12 protein-coding genes are annotated in these 21,063 nt (G+C 40.0%); 9 read left to right on the forward strand and 3 right to left on the reverse strand.

What is annotated here, in order from left to right; all coding sequences use genetic code 11:
- Positions 1–7: 7 nt before the first annotated feature.
- The 8 genes from galE to PHAL_RS23120 all read left to right on the forward strand — a co-directional run bounded on the left by galE (position 8) and on the right by PHAL_RS23120 (position 13,723).
- Complete coding sequence (gene galE / locus PHAL_RS0115015; RefSeq protein ID WP_016709246.1) at positions 8–1,030, forward strand: UDP-glucose 4-epimerase GalE; 1,023 nt, start codon at positions 8–10, stop codon at positions 1,028–1,030.
- 2 nt (positions 1,031–1,032) lie between these two features.
- Positions 1,033–2,016 carry an aldose epimerase family protein gene (locus tag PHAL_RS23115; protein ID WP_016709247.1) on the forward strand — a complete coding sequence of 328 codons (984 nt, stop codon included), beginning with the start codon at positions 1,033–1,035 and terminating at the stop codon, positions 2,014–2,016.
- Positions 2,017–2,034: 18 nt separating this feature from the next.
- The gene (locus PHAL_RS0115025) at positions 2,035–4,374 is read left to right on the forward strand and encodes an alkaline phosphatase D family protein (protein WP_016709248.1); all 2,340 of its coding nucleotides are present in this window, start codon (positions 2,035–2,037) and stop codon (positions 4,372–4,374) included.
- Positions 4,375–4,580: 206 nt separating this feature from the next.
- Positions 4,581–8,039, forward strand: coding sequence for a TonB-dependent receptor (locus PHAL_RS0115030; RefSeq protein ID WP_016709249.1), 3,459 nt, complete (start codon positions 4,581–4,583; stop codon positions 8,037–8,039).
- Between the two features lie 77 nt (positions 8,040–8,116).
- On the forward strand, positions 8,117–10,003 hold the full coding sequence (locus PHAL_RS0115035; protein WP_016709250.1) for a TonB-dependent receptor plug domain-containing protein: 1,887 nt from the start codon (positions 8,117–8,119) through the stop codon (positions 10,001–10,003).
- The gene (locus PHAL_RS0115040) at positions 9,969–11,351 is read left to right on the forward strand and encodes a cytochrome c (protein WP_232321819.1); all 1,383 of its coding nucleotides are present in this window, start codon (positions 9,969–9,971) and stop codon (positions 11,349–11,351) included. The genes PHAL_RS0115035 and PHAL_RS0115040 overlap by 35 nt, the downstream gene beginning before the upstream one ends.
- A 7-nt stretch (positions 11,352–11,358) precedes the next feature.
- Complete coding sequence (locus PHAL_RS0115045; protein ID WP_016709252.1) at positions 11,359–12,810, forward strand: DUF7133 domain-containing protein; 1,452 nt, start codon at positions 11,359–11,361, stop codon at positions 12,808–12,810.
- A gap of 142 nt (positions 12,811–12,952) precedes the next feature.
- Positions 12,953–13,723: a ThuA domain-containing protein gene (locus PHAL_RS23120; protein WP_016709253.1), complete on the forward strand. Its 771-nt coding sequence runs from the start codon at positions 12,953–12,955 to the stop codon at positions 13,721–13,723.
- A gap of 58 nt (positions 13,724–13,781) precedes the next feature.
- On the opposite strand, the gene PHAL_RS0115055 is transcribed toward PHAL_RS23120, so the two are convergent.
- Positions 13,782–15,242, reverse strand: a complete 1,461-nt coding sequence (locus tag PHAL_RS0115055) for a helix-turn-helix transcriptional regulator (protein WP_016709254.1) — start codon at positions 15,240–15,242, stop codon at positions 13,782–13,784.
- 251 nt (positions 15,243–15,493) lie between these two features.
- Here PHAL_RS0115055 and PHAL_RS0115060 point away from each other — a divergent pair, with 251 nt between their 5' ends.
- Positions 15,494–16,933: a sulfatase family protein gene (locus tag PHAL_RS0115060; protein WP_016709255.1), complete on the forward strand. Its 1,440-nt coding sequence runs from the start codon at positions 15,494–15,496 to the stop codon at positions 16,931–16,933.
- Positions 16,934–16,985: 52 nt separating this feature from the next.
- Here the strand turns inward: PHAL_RS0115060 and PHAL_RS0115065 are convergent, their stop codons facing one another.
- Positions 16,986–18,914 (reverse strand): CRTAC1 family protein, encoded by a 1,929-nt coding sequence (locus PHAL_RS0115065; RefSeq protein WP_016709256.1) that lies wholly within the window; start codon positions 18,912–18,914, stop codon positions 16,986–16,988.
- A gap of 12 nt (positions 18,915–18,926) precedes the next feature.
- Positions 18,927–20,915, reverse strand: a complete 1,989-nt coding sequence (locus PHAL_RS0115070) for a methyl-accepting chemotaxis protein (protein WP_016709257.1) — start codon at positions 20,913–20,915, stop codon at positions 18,927–18,929.
- Positions 20,916–21,063 lie beyond the last annotated feature (148 nt).

Raw genomic sequence — 21,063 nt, forward strand, 5'->3', positions numbered from 1 at the left:
TATGAAAATGGAAAAAGTACTGGTTACCGGAGGCGCTGGTTATATTGGCAGCCACACAGTGTTGAGCTTGTTACGTAGTGGTTTTGAGGTTGTGGTAATAGATGATTTAAGTAACTCAAGCCGTGAATCATTAGTCAGAGTACAGACACTAGCACAAAAAAATGTAGAGTTTGTTCATGCCAGTTTATTGGATGAAACTAAGCTTAAAGCAACATTCAGCGCTCATAACTTTAGTGCTGTTATTCATTTTGCTGGTTTAAAAGCCGTTGGCGAATCGATGCAAAAACCGCTTAGTTATTATCAGAATAATCTGATCTCAACCCTTAACTTGTGCCAGTGCATGGCTGAATTTAAGGTCAATAAGTTAGTGTTTAGTTCATCAGCAACGGTTTATGGGGAGCATGCAACGCCACCTTATACGGAAGAATTACCATTGAGCCGCGCATCCAGCCCTTACGGTCAAACCAAAGTAATGATTGAGCAGATGCTGCAAGACATTGTAAAAGCAGGCTCGTTACAAGTTGCAAGTTTACGTTACTTTAATCCAATTGGTGCCGATCAAAGTGGCTTAATTGGTGAAGACCCTTTAGGTATTCCTAATAACTTAATGCCATTTGTAGCGCAGGTTGCAGTAGGAAAACGTGACAAACTATCTATTTTCGGTGGTGATTACCCAACTGAAGATGGCACTTGTGAGCGTGATTATATCCATGTGAGTGACTTAGCCAATGGGCATGTTAAAGCACTGCAATGGTTAAGCCTTCAGCAACAACCATTGTACGAGGCATTTAATTTAGGCACAGGCAGCCCATTTTCAGTATTAGCTATTGTGAAGAGCTTTATACGCCATACAGGTGTTGATATTCCATTTGAAATAGCAGCAAGACGCAGTGGTGACTTACCTGCTTTTTGGGCTGACGCTAGTAAAGCAACCAATATACTCAATTGGCAATGTGAATATACTTTAGCTGATATGATGAAAGATACATGGCATTGGCAAAGTAAAAACCCGCAAGGCTATCAGAGTTAAGTATGGCTGTGCAGACTATCACTTTAACGCAGGCTAATGGTTTGCGGGTGACCTTGAGCAGTTTTGGTGCTGCTATTCACAGTATCGAGGCGCCAAATGGCGAGCATCTGGCACTGAGCTATCAGCAGCAACAAGACTGGTTAACGAATCCTGCTTATTTAGGTACGACCGTTGGCCGAGTGGCTAATCGCATTGCTAATAGCCAGTTTTTAGATGAGTTTTCCACAGTAAAGTTGACTAACAATGAAGGTCAACACCATTTACATGGTGGTAATAAAGGGCTTAGCCATGTGAATTGGCAGATTGTTGATGTTGATCATATTAATAATCGAGCCGTATTTAGTTATATCAGCATCGATGGCGAGGAAGGTTACCGAGGCAATGTTGAGTTTACCGTGACCTATCAGTTAATCGATAATAAATTGACTATTGATATGCAAGGTATTGCATCACAACTGACGCCAATAAGCATAACCAATCATATTTATTGGAACTTGGGCTCTAAACAGCAATTAGATATAACTGATCATCATATTCAATTACCTGCACGGTTACGATTACTCAAAGATAGCGAAAATATCCCCACTGGTGAATTTGCAAATGTTTATTCTACAGTTTACGACTTTGCGCACTCTAAACAATTAGATAAGCAACTGCCTGATACCGGTTTTGACGATTATTATTTATTAGATCCTGCCGGAGAAGGTAAATTAAAACATCATGGCACTATTGCCCATATTAAAAGTGGTTATCAAGTTGCTGTTTATTCAACAGCCCCAGGTAGTCAATTTTATACCGGTTATTACTTACCTAGTAATTACAACCACATTAATGGTAAAGCCATGGGACCTTATGCTGGGTTATGTATTGAACCTCATGAGTTACCTAATGCAGTAAATCACCATCATTTTTTAAGCTCAATGTATGGCCCTGAGCGCCCATATCAACATCAAATTGAATTTCATATTCAACTACCAACACAATAAGAATAAGCGAGTAAAACGATGAAAAGGAGAAGTTTTTTAAAACTATCTGCAGGCTTAGTGGGCACTAGTCTACTGAGCGGGTGTGCTGGACTTTTTGCCTCGTACCGTAGTGATCTTGCTACAACATCGGCTTTGGATAACGCACAGTTTACACCGCAAGTATGGTTGGGTGAGCAGTTTTGGGGTAATCGTTTGCAGGACTGGCAAAGGGCTGGCAATGAATTACAGTGCACTCGTGAAGGGAAAGATTTTGAAGCCCGCACGGTATCATTATTAACACGCCAGCTTAATAACAGTCTACAGAGCGGACGCATTAAAGCCACCGTGCGTAATCTAACCCCAGGTGAGAATGGCTTTTGTGGCTTTTTGTTGGGTGTTGGCAAAGGCGAATTAACCGCTAAAGGCGCTGCATTGGCGCAACGCGCTGGTGGGGTTAATGGCGGGATCATTGCTGCATTTGATAGCGGTGGTAAATTATCATTTCGTCAGTTTGATGATGAAAATAAAGCGCTAAAGTTTGAAACCATCAATCGAGAATTGTTTAACCTGAAACAGTACCAAGATGGCGCTAAAATTACACTGGATTGTCATTTAGATCCCATAGATAGCGAGCATTTTGATATACGCTTAGTTGCTACTGATGCGGATACTGCTCAAGAGCTCGGCTTTGCGCTATTACACAAAGTGCCTGCAGAGCAGTTACAAGGTGGCATCTCTTTACTAAGTTCATCAGAGCCATTAGTTGCAGGTGCGCGTTGGGGGTTTAGTGATATTGAAACCGGTGGTGCGAAAATAACACAGAACAATAGTAATACCCTTGGTCCTGTTGTGGGTTGTATGTACACAGTTAATAAAAATATACTTAAGTTAACCTGCCAACTGATGCCAGTCGATACACAGGTATTAGCAAAACTACGGTTGGAATACCAACGTGAAGGCCAGCAGCAATGGCAATTAGGAGCTACTGCACCGATTGAAGATGGTTTTGTGGCTAGGTTTAGGTTGAGTAACTGGGATTATCTAAATGCTTATAAATACCGGGTTGTGGATCCCAAAAAACCAGATACTGCCTTGTATTCAGGTATCGTCGCGGCAGATCCACAAATCAGCAAAGAATTTACCATCGCGCTGTATTCTTGCATCATTCCGACATCAAAAAGTTTAGATAACACCCATTACACGCCACTTATTGCTAAAGAGCGAGAGATTGGACGCTATACCAAAGATAACATCTTATTTCCCCACACTGAGTTAGTGGAAAATGCGGCTTATCACAAACCTGATATGTTTGTGTTTTGTGGTGACCAATATTATGAAACATACCCAACCCGTTATGGGCGTCACACACCAGATGCAAAACTCGATACCTTATATAAGTGGTATTTATGGTATTGGGCGTTCGCTGACAGTATAAAAGATAAGCCAACGATTATTTTGGCTGATGACCATGATGTACTACAAGGTAACTTATGGGGTGATGGCGGCGAAAATTCAGAATTACCTAAAGAAGAAGATGGCGGTTTTAAATGGGATAAAGACTTGGTCAGAATGGTTTATCGTATTCAACATGGCCATAACCCAGACCCTTATGATCCCACTCCGATTAAATACGACATTCCAGTGGCCTATGCTGCGTTTGAATACGGCGGCATTAGTTTTGCCATTGTTGAAGATCGTAAATTTAAAACACCACCAGATTATAAAGTAAACAAACTTGCGACAACGGGTGAGTTATTAGGGCAACGCCAAGAATCATTTTTAAAAGCGTGGCAAAGTATGCATCCTGGTAAACCTAAGGTGTGTATTACCGCCTCCATGTGGGGCTCGCCACAAACTGATGAAAATGGTGAGGCATTAATTGATTATGATTCAAATGGTTATCCTGCTGATGGTCGAACTCGGGCAGTTAAATTGGTTAGCGAGGCAAATGCTTTAGTCATTGCTGGGGATCAACATCTAGGTTTATTAGCTTACCAAGGTATTAATCGTTTTGATGATGGTAGTTTATTTTTTGCAGGCCCTGCGAGTGCTGCATTTTGGCAGCGTTGGTTTGAGCCTAAAGTGGCACTGACTAATCAACGTAATAACGATATGAATACTGGCGATTTCACCGATTCCTTCGGCAATAAAATGAGAGTGCTTGCTGCTGCAAACCCAAAAATAACTCATACAGAGTTTGCACGTCAGAATAATACATGGGGTAAATTTTTAGCTGACCGAGAACTGAAAAGTGAAGGGTACGGCATTATTAAAGTGAACCATCAGGCTAAGCATTACCAATTAGAATGCTGGGAATGGAGCACAAACCCAGCAACAGGTAAGCAATTTGCTGGCTGGCCATATATAAAGCCCTTTTAACATTCATAGGATGTTTAACTAACAATTTATAGCACTCATATTTATTGATTTTTAAAAGTGAAACACAGCGTAATTGCGGTTTCACTTTTTTATTAATAAATTATATATTGTTAACAAAATACAGTTGACAATGACTTGTTGTTCATACTATTGTTTACAAAATAATAACGTAACAACATAATAAACCTTCAACGGGGAACACACACATGACAACCAAAAGTAAGACATTCAAATTAAGCGCTTTAACCGTCGCTTTATTTGCTACACACTTTGCTTATGCCCAGCAAGAAGAAAAGAAAACAGAAGCAGAAGATGATATTGAGATCATTGAAGTTAGCGGCTTAGCGGCAAGTGTTAAAAAATCAATTAACGATAAACGTTTTGCAGAAAATGTTGTTGATTCAATCAACGCAGAAGATATCGGTAAATCGACTGACCAAAACATCGCCGATGCGCTATCACGTGTAACCGGTGTTTCAGTGCAGACAGTTGACGGTGAAGGTGCGCGAGTGACTGTACGTGGTGCGAATTCACAACAAAATAATATCAGTATGAATGGTGTTCAGCTTGGCTCAACAGGTTATAGCCAAGGTGTCGATTTATCACAGTACTCTTCAGATATCTTATCTAAAATCGAAGTTGTAAAAACCCCAAGTGCAGATCATGAAGAAGGTGCGTTAGGTGCAAATATTAACCTAAGTACCACTAAGCCACTTGATTTAAATTATGAAATAAACACCATGACACTTGAAGGCCGTTATAACGACCTATCAGAAGAAGATAATTATAAGGTGTCGGGCACTTTTTCTCGTAAGTTTTTTGATGATACGTTTGGTGTGGTTGTTACAGCCGTTAAAGAAACCAATGCTTATCGTAAAGATCAATACTCAGCCACAGAGTGGTATGCTTTACAGTCTCCTTTAGCGAAAGATACAAATGGTAATATAGTTGAAAATGCTGCCGGTATTACACCGCGTACAGTTCAATATCAATATCATGAAAGTCAAAATGATCGGGTTAATTTTAATCTAGGTTTACAGTGGCGAGCGTCAGAAAATACCGAATTTAACTTTAATGCTATTGTTGGTAAGCAAGATATAAATAACTCTATGCATGGCATTAATACTCGCTCAGTAGAGACGAAAAACTTGGTTGAAGGTGAAGACCCTGGCTTGGCAGGTGTAACTGCTGAGTTTACGGATCCTGAGCAAGACTGGCGTACCATTGATTTAGAAACCAATACATTTACTAAGTTTGTTAACCGCTTTGGCAGTGGTGGTTTGGTACAATCTGAAGGGGATTTTGAAAATAACAATCAAATATTTTCTTTAGATATGAAGCATAACTTCAGTGATTCACTAACAATGGATGCGGGTATTGGTTACTCTAAAACTGAGCAAATCCCCAATAACTCTGTGTATGTGGCATTACAAAATTTTGCCAATATTAGTGCGTGGAGCTTAAAAGATGTACCGCCAGAAGATATGGAGCCTGTAGGTTATGATTGCACTAGTGGTCAGTGTAATTTAGTAACCGGTACTGGTTTGATTGACTATGGCGAACATAACACCTTTGGTGACCCAGAAAGCCTGTGGGATAACTACAGTACTACAGGGTTTAATCCGGACGAATTAGATGCACAGCATTTATCATATATGGGCAGAACCTTAAATACGGTTGAAGATGAGCAAAAATCATTATATGTAGATTTTGACTACGTTTTAGATTCAGATAACTTTCGTTCTTTAGAGTTTGGTGCTAAATGGTCTAAACGCACTAAGTATGTTGATGCGCAGCAGGGTTCGTTTAACAATGTAGGCGAAGGGGTTGTAATAACAAACCCAAATACAGGTTTACCAGCCGTGTTAGGCAGTGGCTTACGTGATATAACCGGAGCCATGATTACTGATGGCAATGAGTTCCCTGTTGATGATTTTATGGCGGGCCTTGGTTATGGACGCGACAATGTTACTGACGGCTGGAATAGTTTTTCAGCTTTCAAGGCGTTTGAAGTTGCGTTAGGTAGCCCTGAAGTTGCATTTGAAACAGATGACTCAAATACAAGAAGTACAGAATTAGACAACCTTGCATTTTATACAAAACTTAACTTTGAGTTACTAGATGGCCGTATAACTGGTGATGTCGGTGTTCGTTATGTCAAAACAACGGTTGAAGTTCAAGGTGCATCAGGTGTGCAATTTGCGTTTGACCCTTCAAATAATGCCCGTTTAATGGACCCATTTAAGCTTGCTGAACTTCGTGATTCAAGTTTACCGCTGTGCGCAGCAACTTTGTTTTATGGCACGAATTATAATGAAGAAAGTCGTTGGTCTAGAACGGATGGTTTGGGTTATGACACCTTAGGAACCAATGATAAGACTGATGATGTTAGGATCCCAGATCAAGGTCCGTGTCATGATCCTAATGCAATTCAAGGGAACCCAAATGAATCTGAATGGTGGTTATGGCGTCACTCTGATGTGTCTACAGAAAAGCACTGGATTTATGGTGAACGTGTTTATGATGAAGCAGGTAATTTATTACCAACGGAAGACAGAAGCTTGCGCTCTTTTGCTGTTACCGATGAGCATGAGTATGATTTATTTTTACCGAGTTTAAATCTAAATTACTTACACAACGAAGATACTATTATCCGTTTTGCTGCTTCAAAAACCATGGCGCGTCCACAAATTGATTCTCTTCGCCCTGGTTTTAAAGTTAGAGAAACACAATGGGGTGGTGAAAACCGTAATAACTCGATTACATTGACGAATCCTAAACTAGATCCTCTTGAATCATTTAACCTTGATTTATCTTATGAGTGGTACTTTAACAAGTCAGGTTTGTTAGCTGCTACGTTATTTTATAAAGACATGACTAACTTTGAAGAGTCAGAAACAATCGTTACTTACATGGATGATTTACGTGACGTAGGTTTAACAGAAGGCGAAACCTATGATCCAAACGATCTCGTTCTGATTGCCGGTCAAGATAGTTTAGAAGGGTGTATGCCTAAACGGTTCCAAGGTGGCCAGGATTATAAGTTAGACTGGATGTATTCAGGTGATTTAGAGCAAATGTGTGCCAAATTTAATACTACCCGTATTAAAAATGGTAAAGGTGCGTCTATCAAAGGTCTAGAGCTACAATACATGCAAACCTACGACAACCTACCAGGTATTTGGTCTGGTTTAGGTTTACAGGCTAACTATACTTATCAAGATTCAGAGTATGACCAAGAAGTCTCTTCTATCGATAGCAACGTTAAAGTGCCATCACTTGCTGTTGCTTATACACCTGAACACAGCTACAACTTAACGGGTTTCTGGGAGAAAAATGGTCACCAATTACGCCTATCTTATCAAGGGACTACAGATCAGTTAGTACAACGTTCTTGGGAGAATGGTTCGCTTTGGGAAGAGGGTCGTCAAACACTTGATTTTTCAGCAAGTTATAAAGTGAATAATAATATCAGTATTTCTTTCCAAGTCGCTAACTTAACAGATGAAGGAGTTCGTCAGTACTTCACTAGCCGATTCTTACAAGCGGGCGGTGTTACTTTTGATGAAGGTAGCCCACTTGAAGGTGAAGCAACTAAGTCACGTACGGTTTATCAATATCATACCGGGCGTACATTTAGACTTAATACCCGTATTAATTTTTAACGATTTAGCCTAAATATGGAGCCCGCAGTATTACTGCGGGCTCTTTGGTTGTGTTATAAAAAATAAACAGGGTTGTAATGTTTTATCAAACGAAATTAATGATGTGTGCGACAATAATGTCGTTCTTCTTTGTCGCGTCGGTTAACGCTCAGATTGAGCAGCTACAAGTTTACGGTAATTTCTATCCCGTAAAAGCGAATCAAATGCCGAGTTCACTATTCGTACTCGAAAAGAGCCAAATAGACACTATCGCAGGGTTGTCGGCTCTCGATGTATTAACCTTGGTGCCTGGTGTTCGAGTACAAAAATCTGGCGTAAGCCAAGAGATTTTTTTACGTGGTGCTGAAACAAACTTCGTTATTGTTCAAATAGATGGGGTGCAAGTAAATAACCCTTTGGACAGTCGTGGCGGCAGTTTTGATTTGGGTACGCTATCGAAAGACTCGATTCAACGTGTAGAAGTGATCAAAGGCGCCCAATCGTCAATTTATGGTTCTGATGCCATTGCCGGTGTGATCAATTTTATTACCTATGATGCTGATACCAATAATACTTTGGTTTCTGCTGGCGCCTTTGATAATGGCTCACAAACAGCGATGGTTAAGTTAGCATTTGATAGTACAGCAATAGGTGTAACAGCGATCAATAGTGATAACTCGGCTACCGGTGATGAGCAAGAGTCCATTGAACTGAATGCACACACTGTCATTACGTATAATAACGACAGTGAAACTAAGATTAGTGTTCGTTTAAGCGACTATCAACAAAAAGCGCTTGCAGACCAAAGTGGCGGCATTTTGTATGCCCAAGACTCGACAAAAGATGACAAGCAAGGCCAAATATATTCAGGTAGTGTACGTCACAATCAACAGATTACCCAATACCATCAGTTAGCGTTACAGGCAGAAGTTTTCAACTCGTCAGATAGTTTAAAATCACCAGGTATAACACCTTATTTTTCAGCGCCACCAACCTACTCTGAGAACGACTATTCGTACTATAAATTACGATTTTTAAATGGATTGCAGTTTAACCATGCTCTGGTCACTGTGGGTATTGATTTTAAATCAGAATCGGGTGAAACCAACGGCAGTACGCAAATGCATACCTTTACAGGTATGGGAGAAATGGTTGTGTTTGATCTGCCTACCGAATATGACATAGACAGAGAAAACCTTGCAGGCTTTGTAGATGCTAAGTGGCACTTAGATAAAGTCACGGTTTTCTCTGGTATTCGATACGACAACACCAAAGATTTTGGGGATCAAACGACGTGGAAGTTAGGCGCAAATTATGAATTCAATGAGCAAGTACGCGTGTTTGCAAATACCGGCACTGCTTTTAAATTGCCAAGTTTGTATGCATTGAGCAATAACTTGATCGGTAACCCTAATTTGACCCCTGAAGAAGCAACAAACCACGATATTGGTATTGAGTTTATATTAGAAAAAGCCAACGTTAGTCTGTCAGTATTCAACTATGAGTATACCGATCTTGTCGATTTCGATTTCGCCACATTCTCACTAGTAAACCGCTCTAAAATCATCAGCTCAGGTATTGAGTTGATTGTTCAAGGGCAGTTGAACGATGACTTTTCATATGATTTCGATCTTACTTACATCGATCTTGAGAGCAGCGAAAACGAAATTCTTACGGGGCGTCCAGATTGGCAGGGCGGGTTAGGTATTCAATACCAAGTAAGTGACAGTGTTACCACTTCGCTGAATTTTGATTATGTTGGGGAAACTATCGGAACAAGCCAATACACAGGCGAAAATAGCGTTTACGACTTGAATGCATACAACAAAATAGATGTCACAGCACAATGGAAAATTCGTTCACACATAAGATTAGACGTTTATTTACAAAATATTTTCGATAAAAGCTATCAAGTGGCCGTTGGTGTACCAGGTCAAGACCTTGGATTTGGTGCAAACGTCCAATGGACGTTCGATAAATCTTAGAATATGGAGTGTATTCGATATGATTAAACGATTCTTGATAGTTGCTTTAATGATATTTACTGCTGTTGAAGTCAGTGCTGACGAGCTTGATGAAAGTCTGATTCAAAGCAGCATTAACCCTGTTGTATTGCAACAAGGGAAAGTATTGTTTGAACAGGTTTGCGCGTCTTGTCACAACAAAGATTTGAGTGGTGCAAGTGGATTTAATTTAAAAGATGGCGAATGGGTACATGGAAAACGACCAACACAAATATTAAACAATGTAAAAAACGGTTTTATGAGTGCCGGAATGCCAGGGTTTGCTGATGTATTCTCTGAGGTTCAGCTTCGCTCAATTGTTTCATATATATTGTCAAAGCGAGAAGGCTGGGATGATCTTCAATACAAGCTCTATCAATTAGACAATGAAAATGATCAGGTTGTGACTGAAGACAAATTGATCAAGTCAGGGCCGCTTGTAAACAACCTTGCTGACTTTGCAATACCAGAAGTGCAACATTATTTTATTGAGTTTGAAGGCGATTTTTACGCCCCTAAGGAAAATGACGCTCAGCTTTGGTTACAGTGGGGGGCACCTCATGAGATGGAAGTCTTTATTAATGGTAAACAGGTTTTAAAAGGCGGCACGCCATGGTTTCCAACTTGGCGACTTAAGCGAGGGAAACAGCGTTTAAAACTTACTTATCGCTCAGGAAATACTAAGCCGGGGCAAAGAAATTTAACCGTTATCGCTACTAATTTAGACATGACCATTAAGCTATTTGCAGTTTCGAGCCGTGCTAAAACAATCATGGACGACAAAAAGTTTGAAATAAAAGCAACGTCAGACACTGTCGTTATTAGAAAACGCATCCATTCGCTTCCGCCTTTGAGCATATCAGTTGGGACGCCAGCTAAGTTGAACTACGCATTCAATAGTAAAACTTGTTCTATCAACGGATTATGGCAAGGAGACTTGCTCAATATAGGCCCTAATATATCAGGTCGGGGTGAAGATCCAAGTTTACCATTGGGTGAATGGATATTTAAATCACCTCAAGGCATAGAGCACACAACCGCTGAAAACCAGGTTTGCAGTTATAAAGGCTACCAACTGCTTAACTCAGAGCCTGTCTTCAACTATGCAATTGGCGACACGAATTTTAGTGTCACTGCAATGGTTAAACACAATAATAAAATAAGTTTTTTGTTCAATTCAAACACCCAAAAAAAAACCGTCATTTTACGTTTGCCAACTTCTGAGAAGCTAATTTGGTCATCTGAGAATGGCAAAGTCACTGCTGATAAAGCAGTCATTACTACTAACAGTAAAGGCTCTTTTCAATTAACAGCCTCAATTCAGAAGTGAAACCAGCATGAAAGTATTAACTAATCTTTTATCACCGATAATAACGCTGTCAGTTACTTTATCGATTAATGCACAGCAAGCACCAAAACATGAATATACACCTGACGGTTACACAATAGTCACCGTAGAAACACCTAAAGATGTTCGTTTTCATGTTACAGGGTTAGACAGTGATAGTGCTGGCGTTATTTGGGTCGCTACTCGTTTCGGTGAAGTTTGGTATCTTAAACAAGGGCAATGGTCAAAGTTTGCCGAAGGCCTACACGAACCAACGGGATTAATGGTTGATGACGATGGATCAATTTTAGTGGCGCAAAAACCAGAACTGACGCGATTAATTGATACTAACAACGATAATAAAGCTGATGCTTACATACCTTTGGCAAATGATTGGGAGTTTCACGACAATTACCACGAATTTACCTTTGGGCCTGTAAAAGATAATTTAGGCAATTTATTTGGAACTCTCAATTTGAGCCATAATAACCCTGATGCTTTCACTATGGGCGCGATGGGGACCGCAGGTGGACATCGGGGATTTGCGTTTAAAGTAGATGAAAAGGGTCGTTACTCCCCCTATGCGCACGGCTTACGTTCTCCTGCGGGGATCGGTGCGAGTCCTAGTGGCGAAATATTTTTTACTGATAATCAAGGGGACTGGGTACCAACCTCAAAAATGCATTTGTTACAGGAAGGAAAGTTTTATGGACATCCCGTATCTCTCATCGAAATTGATGGTTTTACTAAAGAAAAAGTTAAAAACCTATCGTTAGACACGTTGGCTGCAATGAGTGAAAAACCAGTGGTTTGGATACCACATATAGAAGTAGCCAACTCACCTGGCAACCCAGAGTGGGATACAACCCAAGGAAAATTCGGGCCATTTGAGGGGCAAATTTTTATTGGTGACCAAACGCAATCTAACGTTTTCCGTGTTTTGTTAGACAAAGTGAATGGCAAATACCAAGGTGCGGTTATTAACTTTATGAATAGATTTCAAAGCGGAAATATTCGTGCGGAATTTGATGTTAACGGCCAACTTTGGATTGGGCAAACCGCAAGAGGTTGGGGCGCACAAGGTGGCAAACCGTTCGGTTTAGAAAAAGTGGTTTGGGATGGCACCAACCCATTCGAACTATTAGAGATTAAACTCACCAAAACAGGTTTCAAATTAACATATACTGATGAGCTGGACGCAACGTCGGTGAAATCAGACAGTTTGTCGGCGCAATCTTGGCATTATCATTATTCGGGCAATTATGGCTCGCCAAAAAAAGACTTAACTCAATTACCAGTCAGTAATATAACACTAAGCAAAGACAAAAAGTCGATTGATATTGAACTGCCATTAATGGCAGATAAAGTCGTGCAAATTGACTTCCCTGGTCTGAAAGATGTCAATGGCCGTAGTGTTAGCGTAGAAAAAGTATATTACACATTAAATGAGCTTATTAAATAGGGAACTCATGATCAAATTATTCATCATATTATTAACAGTGCTTTTGTACGGTTGTACATCATTTTCCGCTAGTACTTCATCGATAAAAGTGTTGCTAATAGACGGACAAAATAACCATTCCGTTTGGCCGAAAACATCGAATATGATGAAAATATATCTTGAGGAAACAGGTCAGTTTGAGGTTGATATATATCGAACTGCAAAGACGTGGAATGGTGGAAAGTTACTAGAGCAATTCCCTGCTAATGATGGAAGAAACCACCAAGATTTCGAACAGCCGGTCACAGATGAAACATTTTTACCTAACTTTGCTGATTATGATGTAGTTATTTCTAACTTTGGTTGGAAAGCTGCACCTTGGCCGCAACAAACGAAATTGGCGTTCGAAACATTCATGAAAAATGGTGGCGGTTTTGTGTCTGTTCACGCTGCGAACAATTCGTTTCCACAATGGCTTGAATACAACCGAATGATTGGCTTGGGTGGTTGGGGTGGTCGTAATGAAAAAGACGGCCCTTACATATATTTTGACGAACAAGGACAATTAAAGCGTGATACTTCAAAAGGGCAAGGCGGTGGGCATGGCAAGCAGCATGCGTTTGAAATCGTTTTACGGCAGTCGCACCCAATCACAAAGTCACTTCCTAATAGCTGGAGTCATAATAAAGACGAGTTATACAACCGACTACGAGGTCCAGCACAAAATTTAACAGTATTAGCAAGCGCCTTTGACGATAAAGAATTTAATGGGTTTGGACGTCATGAGCCTGTGCACATGACTGTTGACTATCATCAAGGTCGAGTGTTTCACACGACGTTAGGGCATGGTATTGAAGCATTCGAAGATGAGCACTTTATAAGCGTTATGCGTCGTGGGGTGGAGTGGGCAGCGACAGGTAAGGTGAAAAATTAAACTAAAGTATCAACTGACAAAATAAGTTATGAGATAGTGAACTTATAAGTAAATAAGCTCATTTTGAAGTTGTTATCGACGACTTCAATTGACAGTGTTGTTGGTATTCTTTTGGTGATAACTCAGTGTGTTTTTTAAATACCGTTGAAAAGTACGCTGAGTTATTAAACCCTACCGCATAGGCTGTTTCGGTGACTGTTTTAGTTAGCAAGAGCAACTTGGCTTGGTTTATTCTTACATCAGCTAGGTATTGATTAATCGTTGTTGCCGTAAGCTGTTTAAATACCTTCATTGTATGAGAGCGGCTCGCACCCACAGCGCTGACAATATCTGCAATGGAGATATCATGGCGGTATTGCTCAAGAATATACGCTTTTACTTTATCAACAAGTTGTTGATCTGGAGTGTTACTGTTTAATTGATCAAGCGCGTAGTTTAATACTGTGATCACGTGATGTAGGGCTGCATCAATATTGACGATAGTGTTAGCATCATCAAGGCGATTGCCGATACTTTCAAGCTCATCAAGTAATACTTTACTATTCCCGCACTGAAAAATAACCCGATCAAACATCATAAATACGATTTCTTTTGCTCTTATCTGATAACAGCTAAATGAATTGTGGCAATAGCTTTTTAGTTTAACTAATAACTCGTCTAACTTGGTTGCTGTTAAATGTGGGTTAGCAGTACAGATAATCTTAAGTAGCGCTACACGCTCTTTAAGCGGATACGCTTTGTTTAATTTGTCTGGGTAAAATTGGCTAAAGTGGCGATTATTAGCCGCTGTAAATTGCGCTATAGCGAGTGCATTTTGGTGTTCAGTGTGTTGTTTAATTTTACTATTTGTAAATTGAATATCTTTATAAACCGCCCAGCTCCAAATTAGCGCACTTAGACTTGCCCCAACATAGTAAATAACCCACAGCTCAAAAGCGTTACCAATGCCCATAAAAACACTGAGTGTGAGCGCACCATAAACATGAGTTGCAACATACGCTTTGAGGTTTGTTTGTAATAGTAGGATACAAGGGAGTAACAACTGCAAGCAGATCAACAGTAATTGAGATGAGTAAATATGCTGTGCGTTTATGTTTTCTAATTTAACTAACCAAGGTAGCTCATTAGGACTGTAAAAATATAAAGGGGCTGCACAGAGGAAAAAGCACGACCATGCAATCCCTAGTACAACCGGTGCTATTAATAAGGGTTTGGGGAGTTGCAACTTAGCCTGCGTTAATAATGCAAAAAGTAAACAGGGGGTGCCAATACTAAAGAGCAAAATATTTCTAAAAAAATCATACCACCTTTTTCCTTCATAAAGTGGCATCACATTAATAATCGGTCCGCATAAAAAAAGAATAAAACAGACGATAAAAGCGCAATAAAAAGGGTAGGCAGCACCAATGCGTTCGCGCACAAGCGTAAAATAAATGAGTACCATGATGAAAATGTTGGCAGCTGCAAATGGGATCACGGTACGTAAAAATATATCCCAATTTAATTCTGTGTAATACATCGCTAATTTTTATTTTTTATAGGGCAGAACTAAAACAATAGTGGGAATGAGGCTTATAAGTCAAGTTTTGTTAACAATTTACTTTTTGTAGAGGGTGATGAAATTTAACTTATTTTAGTGTGTTGATTTGTATAGGAAAGACGATTTTATAACTCGTTATAGAGGATATTGAATGCGGTAAAGGCGAAAGCTAATTTAAAGTGTCGGCATCATTTTCACATCAATCTAGATGTCAGTTATAAAGGGACACTATGCGAATTCATTTAAAGTCTGTCTATTGGTTATTGCTGTTTAGTGTATTCAGTAATCTATGTTACGGCGAGGAGAAACCAAATATCGTGGTGATCCTCGCCGATGACTTAGGGTATGGCGATTTAGGGTTTACTGGTTCAAAAGAGATCAAAACCCCAAATATTGATGCATTAGCTAATAATGGTGTTAGCTTCAAAAACGCGTATGTAACGCATCCATACTGTGGGCCTTCTCGGGTCGGGCTGCTAACAGGACGGTATCAAGCACGTTTTGGTATGGAAAATAATGTCAGTTATATGCCTCAAGATAAATACATGGGACTGCCGTTATCAGAAAAAACACTGGCTAATCGTTTACAGGATGTCGGCTATCACACCGCAGTATTTGGCAAGTGGCACTTGGGTGGCGCACCGCATTTTCAGCCCAATAATCGCGGCTTTGACTATTTCTATGGTTTTTTAGATGGCGGGCATAATTATATGCCTGATCAAGTGACGGTTGGCGGAGATGGTTATTCACTGCCGCTGATGCGTAACACTCAAGTGGCCGAATTTGATGAATACTTAACGACAGCGCTTAGCCGTGATGCCGTGAAGTATATTCATCGACAGCAAGAGTCGCCATTTTTTATGTATTTATCTTACAACGCGCCTCACACGCCACTACAAGCACCCGCTGAATATATTGAAAAATATAAGCATATTGAAGATGAAGATCGACGTATATATGCCGCTATGATCGATGTTATGGATGAAGGCATAGGTATGGTCGTTGATGCACTTAAAGAAACCGCGCAACTAGACAACACCCTGATCATCTTTTTATCAGATAATGGTGGCGTATTCCCTGAAAGTTGGCAACCGACCAGCGATTGGGCTGATAACTCTCCTTTTAGACGAGGTAAAGTGGCTTTACTAGAAGGCGGTATTCATGTGCCTTTTATTGCACATTGGCCAGGGGTCATTCCTAAAGGCGAAGAGTTTACTGGTTTAGTATCGTCACTTGATATTGCTGCAACCTCAGTTGCACTAGCGGGTGCTGATAATAAGAAATTAGATGGTGTTAATTTACTGCCATTTTTACAAGGCACTAAACAAGGCAGCCCACATCAGGCGTTATTTTGGCGCTTAGAAGAGGCACCTAATATTTATGCTGTACGTACTGTTGATTATAAATATATGAACCAACCACTACCGGATGTAGGCCGCAGTTTTTTTGATATGAAAGCCGATCCGTATGAGCAACATAACTTGGTTGATACGTTACCCGCTGAACAAGCGAAATTAGCCAAGCTGTGGAATGAGTGGAATAAGCACAATACAAATAATGTATTGCAGCAATCATGGGAATACAAAGCAGAAATAGATAAGTTTTTTGAGCAGTTAAATAAGCAGAATATTGAACAGGCAAAACAAACGGCAAATTATGTTATTAAGTAACCTGAGGTTATTTGGTTAACGAGTAAAAAGCCCCAAAATAGGGGCTTTTTTATCAGTACTTTATATTTCCTATATCAATTAAACGGTCTGCGGGTTGATTACGCAATACTTGATTGCTGCCATCACGCCAAGTGATACTAATCTCTTTGATGTTAGCATCATTACCTAAGCCAAAATGGGCAATGTTCATTAAGCTTTGTGAATGGCTTGCACTGTGTGAGCCCACAAGTTGATATTGCGTTGCTTGCTCTGTACGTATGTGGATTTTTGCACCCAATGGATCAATACCTGTTTGTGAATACCCAACGCGTATTAAGCTAAAGTGTTTATCTGCCATGGGCGTGGTGTTTTTATATAAGTGCCAACTGCCGTTGTCATCATCACCACTTAGCAGATCGAGTTTACCGTCATGGTTATAATCAAATGCAGCGCCCATATCGCCATGAGAGTCTTGATTTAACTCGCTGGTGGCTGAGTTTAATAACTGGCTAGTAAAATTGTTATTGCCTTGGTTAATTAATAAAAGATCGGCAACTCGCTGCTTTAAATGACCAAATCGATAAACAACAAAGTCGACTAATGTATCGTTATTAAAGTCACCCGGCACAACTCCCCAGTTATTATCAATGGTTTCAGTTGGCAATTGCGACGATATATCAACAAAACGGCCATTGTCGTTACGAAGTAAAATATCCTGCAATGCAAGGTTTTGCGGTGTCCACTGTGTTTTATAATCTAAGACATTTTTAAATGAAGCACGGACATCCCAGGCTAAGTCATCAGCTAAGTGCCATTCTACACGCCATTGGTTATTGCCTAAATAACCAATGTACCAACCGGTTTTAGTAATAGACTTGGCAAAGCCCTGTGCTTGCTCTGGGTTGATCACGTACTCATCTGATGGCGTTGTAATTTGAACTTGTTGTTCACCTAAATATACTGGCATGGCAGCCATTTTTTTACCGCGGGGAAAATGATAAAAATCACTTAAAATCAAACTCCCTTGTGTTGTGAGGCTTAGTCCGTCATGGCTTTTATTACCTTCGTCTCTTAAGTCTAAACGTTTTAGTTCGTTATTATAGGAGATGCTATTATTCGCAATGCTGTAATGCAGCTTACCTCTGGCTAGGTAGTAGTCCATATCGCCATCGTTATCGATATCTGCATGCGCGAGAGTCAACGTTCCTGTTGTTTCAAGCCCTTCAGGTAATACGTGAGACGTTACATCGGTGAAGGAAAGGTCATTATTGCCCTGTAGAACAACCAAAGGGCTATAGCCATTAAAACCGATAATATCCGGGATATTATCGTTGTTAAAATCAGTGACTAACACACGCTCACTATTTAAGTTTTCAAATACTGGGGATGGGTGATATTCAAATGTGCCGTTACCGTTATTCACAAACAAAATATTACGTGGGGTATTCTCAGTCACCATCTTTTCGGCGTTAACTTGTATAAAGTCCAAGTCGCCATCGTTATCAAGATCAACCCAACGCACCGAGCGGCCACGTGCGCCCATTTTTGATAAGCCAGCCTGCTCAGTTACATCAGTAAATTGACCATTATTGTTTTGTAATAACCGTTGCGGTTGAGGGGTAAGGCCGTTGCCACCTCCTAATGAAAGCAGAATGTCGTTATCACCATCGTTATCGTAATCGCCACTGGCCATGCCATGTAAATCAACACGTGGGTAAATATCAGCTTGCTTGGTAAAGCTAAAGTCACTATTTGATAAGAATAATTGAACTGGCGTAGAGTCATGATTGGTTAGCAATAAATCGTAGTAACCGTCGTTATTTAGATCAGAGAGTGACGGGCCGCCGTATTTCCAATTTTTATCTGTATCTAAGCCCACTTCAGCCGATACATCTGTAAATACGACTTGCTGTGGCATCGATACGTTAGATTCTTTATGACTGCACGCTGTCATAGCGAGTGCGACCGTAATAGCCGTGAGTTTAAAGCCGAGGTTATCCATTAATATTACTCCTTATAAATTATTTTTGGGTGGTGTGACTAAGGTAAATTCATTGATATAGCTTTCCAGGTTTGCAACGATACGTGTTAAGCTATCAACGGTCTGTTGGCTGCTCTGGGTTGTATTTGCTACAGATTGCGCATCATTATTAATTAAGGTTATTTGCTCGTTTATTGAGTTTGAAACTGATGTTTGCTCTTCAGTTGCGGTGGCTATTTGCAGTGCCATATCCATAACCTGATCAAGCTGCTCTTTTAATTGCGTAAATGACTGAGCATTGTTGATCACACTTTCAATTGCTTGGGCTGAATGAGATTGCAGCTGCGACATACTATGCGTTGCTGTACTTGCACCACTTTGCAGTGAGTTGATTTGGCTCTGAATTTGTTGTGTTGATTGCTGGGTCCGACTTGCTAGGTTTCTGACCTCATCAGCTACCACGGCAAAGCCTCGTCCTGTCGTCCCTGCACGTGCAGCTTCTATTGCTGCATTAAGTGCAAGTAAGTTAGTTTGCTCAGCAATGCCTTCAATCACATTTAATATATTGCTGATCAGTTTTGCTTGTTCATCGAGTTCATTTACCACGTCTGTGGTAGCGCTCAATTCAGTCGTTAATGTTTGCATCATCGTTTGACTGATGTTTGAGTTTGCTAAGCTTTGCGTTGATACTGAATGCGCCTGTTCAATTGCTTGGTGAGTGCGATTCGTCATTGCAGACACTTCACTTATTGTGGCGGTCATTTGATTGATTGCTACAGAAATACTATGCGTTGCTAACTGTTGATTATTACTGAGGGATGTACTGTTTTGTATAGTGTTATGCATGGTTTGCGAGTTATTTGCTATTTGCACCGACTCTTTGGCTATTTTTGATAAGGTGCTATGAAACCCCGTAATTAATAAATTAAATGCGTTGGTAAGTTCAGTTAATTCGTCATTACCCTGGTGTTTAAATTGATGAGTGAGATCCTTTGAGCGGGCAAGTTGACTAACTTGGCTAACTATTTCAGATAGCGGTTGGGTAATGCTACGAATAATAAACCACGAAATAACAGTCAGTAATAGGATCAGTAAGGCTAAGGTACTAATATTACTATAAAGATTGTTTTGCGCTTGTTCGATTAGCTGGTTTTTAGTGTCGATGAGTTCTTTCAATACTCTTTCAATAGCATGTTGTTGTAACTGCGCCATATTTTTTACAGTAGTAGGCCAATTAGTTGTGCCTATATATAAAGGCTTATTGACGGTTTGATAGATGTTTGTGCGTGCTTTTAGGGCTACTTCTTCTGATTTTAAATAGCTCGGACTTTTTCTCATTTCATTAAGTACAGTCTGAGCGAATGGACTTGCGAAATTATAAAATAAGCTGTTGTAAGTTTGAATTGCAGTCGCGCTTCTGAATATTTCTCCATAAATGTAGACATCAAGTTGGCTGTTGATAGCCGTATTAATAAAGCTATCGTGAAACGAACGCTCAACACTGCTAGCAACTAAGTAATAGTAAGCATTAGACATTTTACCGAGTTGTTGATCACTACTTGCGATCACTACAATTTCACTCAAGGTCATTAACAAACTGCGAATTAGCGTGTTAATTTCATACATAGTATGTACTTCTCGGCCTAGCTCAGTCATGTAATCACGGCTTAAATGACTTTTATTATCTGCAACCTCCCTGACAACTTTGAGCTCTATTAATTGTTTTTCTATTTTTTCGATTTGAGCCCGTAAAGTCAGGAATTGATTGATAGTTTGCTGATTATCGTTAATAAATTCATTAAATTGCTTGCTATGCAATAGCGCATTTTGGCGATGAATCAACATTTGTTGCTTAGATTTTGCCATGTCAGATTGAGTATCAAGATACAGCCGTGTATAAAAGCCTTCTTCGAGTAAATTCGCAATAAGTGGGTAAGTTACATGCGCGTAATCGAGGATCGCATCCAACTTGCTGATTGCTTGGCGTTGCTCAAGCGATGAATTTACTTTATCTGCAGACATTATTCCGGTAATTACTAGGGGAATGAGTACCAGCGCTAAAATTCTAGTTTTTATCTTATAGTTATTTAGAAATCTCACAATGCACCAATGTTAATTGTTAACAATTAATGAAGGTTACATTTTTTTGTTATTAAATAGCAACTTTTTA

It is taken from the genome of Pseudoalteromonas haloplanktis ATCC 14393, from assembly GCF_000238355.1.
GTDB lineage: Bacteria > Pseudomonadota > Gammaproteobacteria > Enterobacterales > Alteromonadaceae > Pseudoalteromonas > Pseudoalteromonas haloplanktis.